The 3,662-nt window shown below is 61.2% G+C and carries 4 protein-coding genes; 1 reads left to right on the top strand and 3 read right to left on the bottom strand.

Annotated elements, in window-relative coordinates; all coding sequences use genetic code 11:
* Positions 1–333: ribonuclease E activity regulator RraA (rraA, locus tag HP499_RS22125; protein ID WP_172326247.1), on the bottom strand; the 333-nt coding region annotated here is incomplete at its 3' end.
* Positions 334–491: 158 nt separating this feature from the next.
* Between rraA and HP499_RS22120 the strand changes: the two genes are divergently transcribed.
* The gene (locus HP499_RS22120) at positions 492–1,796 is read left to right on the top strand and encodes an MFS transporter (protein ID WP_172326246.1); all 1,305 of its coding nucleotides are present in this window, start codon (positions 492–494) and stop codon (positions 1,794–1,796) included.
* Between the two features lie 2 nt (positions 1,797–1,798).
* Here HP499_RS22120 and HP499_RS22115 read toward each other — a convergent pair whose 3' ends face one another.
* Together HP499_RS22115 and HP499_RS22110 are read right to left on the bottom strand one after the other, a co-directional pair.
* Positions 1,799–3,052 carry an FG-GAP-like repeat-containing protein gene (locus tag HP499_RS22115; protein ID WP_253951741.1) on the bottom strand — a complete coding sequence of 418 codons (1,254 nt, stop codon included), beginning with the start codon at positions 3,050–3,052 and terminating at the stop codon, positions 1,799–1,801.
* Between the two features lie 162 nt (positions 3,053–3,214).
* Positions 3,215–3,662 (bottom strand): VCBS repeat-containing protein (locus HP499_RS22110; RefSeq protein WP_172326245.1); only part of this gene is annotated, 448 nt, incomplete at its 5' end.

Genomic DNA, 3,662 nt, shown 5'->3' with positions numbered 1-3,662 from the left:
GACGCCAAGGGGCAGGCGGGAGATGGCCTCGCGGTCCCGGATGGCTCCGTTAATCACCACGCCGGACCAGCCGTTGGCCACAGCGCTCGCCGCAATAAGGTCTCCCATGAGGGCGGTCCGCAGTGACGCTTGTCCATCAATGACCAGAACGGCTCCTTCGCCGGGGGTGTTGAGGATGGTCTTCACCAGGGCGTTGTCTTCAAAGCACCGTATGGTGCGTACCGGTCCGCTGAAATGGGTGTTCCCACCCAGGTTGTGGAACTGAATGGCTATGGACTCCAGTTCCTCCCCACGTTCGTCGTAGAGATCGGCCGTATTCACTTGCTCGCTCACAATGCTTCTCCTCAGTCGCTGTGAGGCCACACTAACGCTCGCGACGGGGCTACAGCACCGCTTGTAGCGGCCTATGTGGATAAAAGGCGCGACGGCGGCTCATGGTCGCTTCGCCGCGCTAGGCTGAATCCAAACATTCAAATGAGGGGGAACCTGCCATGAGCTTGTCCGACCTGCCGGGTCCGGTGCCGGATCCTGCCGTCATTCGCGGCGGAACCACCACGGCACTTGCCGAACCTGTTGCCCGGGTCCGGCCGATCTGGGTTACCGGCGTTGTGCTGGTCAACCTCGGCATCAACGCAGCGTTCTTCGGCCCCCTCCAAGTGCTCCTCGGCCTGCAGGCAGCCCACTTTGACGAAGGCCAGAAAGAAGCGATCCTTGCCTTGGTCACTGGCTGTGGAGCAGCCGTTTCCATGGTGGCAAACCCGTTGTTCGGGGCGTTCAGCGACCGCACGACGTCCCGGTTTGGTCGGCGTGTTCCTTGGGTCCTGATGGGCGCCATCCTGGGAGCTGTTGCGCTCGTTGCCTTGGCCGGTGCTCCCAACGTTGCAGCCATGACGTTGCTTTGGTGCCTTGTGCAGGCCGGAGCCAACGCCATGTACGCCGCCATTACGGCCGCCGTACCTGACCGCGTCCCTGTTCCACAGCGTGGAACTGTAGGTGGACTAGCCGCCATGGGGCAGACAGTAGGCATCTTGATCGGCGCGGTTATCGCGGCGGTCGTCGTTGGTAACTTCGCCGCCGGGTACTGGCTGTGCGCTGCGGCGTTGTTGGCCGGCGTCGTGCTTTACCTTTTCAAGAATGACGATCAGCAGCTTCCGCCAACTGAGCGCCCGCCGTTCAACCTGGCCGACTTCCTCAAGGGCTTCTGGGTCTCGCCTAAACGCTATCCGGATTTCGCGTGGGCTTGGCTGACCCGTCTGCTGGTAAGCACGGGCAACCACATGGTCACGTTGTATCTGTTGTTCTTCCTTAGTGATGCTGTGCGTCTGAAGGAAACTGAGGGAATCGATCCCTCGTTTGGTGTCCTCATTCTTACCGGGCTGTATGCGGTCTCGGTCATTATCACCAGCGTGCTTGGGGGCCGGCTGAGCGACAAGATGGGCAAACGGAAGCCATTGGTGATCGCGTCGTCGGTCATCATTGCGCTGGCCTCGCTGATCCTCGCCTTCGCACCAACATGGATCGGCGGGCTTGCCGGTGCGGTGGTGTTGGGGATCGGGTTTGGAGCCTACCTCGCCGTCGACTTCGCCCTCATCACGCAGGTCCTCCCGACGGGGATGGACCGCGGCCGGGACTTGGGCGTTATCAACATTGCCAACTCGTTGCCCCAGGTGATCGCCCCGTTGATCGCCTCTCCGTTTGTCCTCTACTGGGGCGGCTACGTCTCGCTTTACGTAGCTGCTGCCGTCATCGGGCTCTTGGGTGCTGTGTTCGTGGTGAAGATCAAGAGCGTCGACTAGTCCTAGAAGACGGCTGTGAAACCGCCCCAGCCCCAGCCGACTACGGATTGTCCGTACCATCGGATATCCGGACGTCCGCTGGTCAGGTACTCGGCTCCCTTGTTGTAATACATCGTGAGCCGTCCGGCGGTGTCAACGCTGAAGATATCTACAGTGCCATCGCCATTGAAGTCACCCGCCGAACCCACGAGCGGGAAGTCATTGAACCCCCATCCGATATCCGTGCGGCCGCCATCCAGCCTGCCACTCCGACTTGCTTCATAAAGCTGGAGATAGCCGTAGTTTCGGCTGACGATTCCCAGACTGCTCTTCCCGCCGAAGTGGCCCACGGTGAAAATTGGATCGCCGTTGACCCAATAGGTATCAACGCCGTAGGGCGGGAGGAACCCGCCCCGGCCGTTGCCGGGATAGAGGATGGCTTGATGCCAGTGATCCACCACTATGAGATCATTACTGCCGTCTCCGTTGAAGTCTCCTGCAGCAGAGACGGTCTTGAAGCCCTGCCAGCCCTGGCCGATCTGGAAGGCGCTCTTCCAGCCTCCAGTGCCGTTGCCCTGGTAGAGGAACAACCGCCCTTGCGCGTCACGGCCAATAACGTCCACTGTGCCGTCACCGTCAAAGTCTCCCGGAGAGAACAGAGTATTGAAAACATTCCATCCTGTTCCCAGTACTTGGGCTGCACGCCAGTTGCCCCGGCCGTCAGTGGGGTAGAGAAGCAGGCGGCCGGCGGCATCGCGGGCAAAAATATCCAAGGTGTCATCGCCGTTGAATCCACGGGCACGGGGTTTGGCAGCGATCCTCAGCGGATAGTTCGCTTGAAGTGTGAGCCGTGATTCCGCGTCGTAAGACACTGTGACGAAGACGGCGACTACCCTTCCGAGGTCAGCCGGAGTGGCCCGGTAGGTTGAGCCGTTGGCACCAGGTATGGCCTGACCATCCCGGGTCCAGTTGTAAGTGAAGGAAGGCGTGCCACCCTCGGGGATAACGAAAGGAGCGTATCCGCCCGGTTCTGCTTTGAGGAGGCCGCCCACTGTGGGGTCGCCGTTGAGCTGGGGTTGGCCCATATACACCGGACGGGCCGCGGCCGGCTGCACCATGTCCGCCCGTCCGGAGGCCTCGAGGTGCGGCCCTGCATTGGCATTGGTCGCGATGAAGGGACCAGCCAGGGTCCCGACCAGCACGGAAGTCGTCAGCAGCGCGAGGAGGCGGCGCGGACGGTTGGGCGCGGACGACCGCAGGGCAGTAACAAGTTCCAAGGAATCCCCCAAGAATGACTGGCCGGAGAGGACCAGCTGAGATCAATTGAGATGACACTACATTTTCGTGTTCGTCCCGTAAATGGTTCAGGGAAACCAGCGAATATATGAAGGAGGGCCTCCACCCGACTGTTCCGGACGAGACCCTCAACCACAAGTGAGCTAGAAGACGGCGTTGAAGCCGCCCCAGCCCCATCCGACAACGGCCGAGGTCTTCCATCCACCGGAACCATTGCCGTAGTACATGCGCATCTGGCCGGAGGTGTCTATACCCCAGACGTCATTGGCGCCGTCGCCGTCGAAGTCACCGGCTCCTCCCAGCTTGGTGATGGCGTTCCACCCCTGGCCGATCACGCCGCTGGTGGTCCAGCCTCCGTAGCCGTTACCGCCATAAAAGCGCAGATTACCTGCCGTGTCGCGGGCCAGGACGTCGGGCTTGTGGTCACCGTTGAAGTCGCCTGGTGAGAAGACTGATGTCATGCCGTTCCAACCCCAGCCAACTGTTGACGCACCGAGGAATCCGCCGTATCCATTGCCCGGATACAGGACGAGCTCACCGGAGGGCTTTCGTGCCAGGAGATCGTTGTTGCCGTCACCGCTGAAGTCGGCG

The organism is Paenarthrobacter sp. CM16, assembly GCF_013179505.1.
Classification (GTDB): domain Bacteria; phylum Actinomycetota; class Actinomycetes; order Actinomycetales; family Micrococcaceae; genus Arthrobacter.
Note: the sequence above shows the minus strand (reverse complement) of the source record. Positions and strands in the feature narration are given on the sequence as shown.

Excerpts from the sequence above, each read along its gene's own strand:
- HP499_RS22120 (WP_172326246.1), top strand. The coding sequence starts at position 492 with ATGAGCTTGTCCGACCTGCCGGGTCCGGTGCCGGATCCTGCCGTCATT.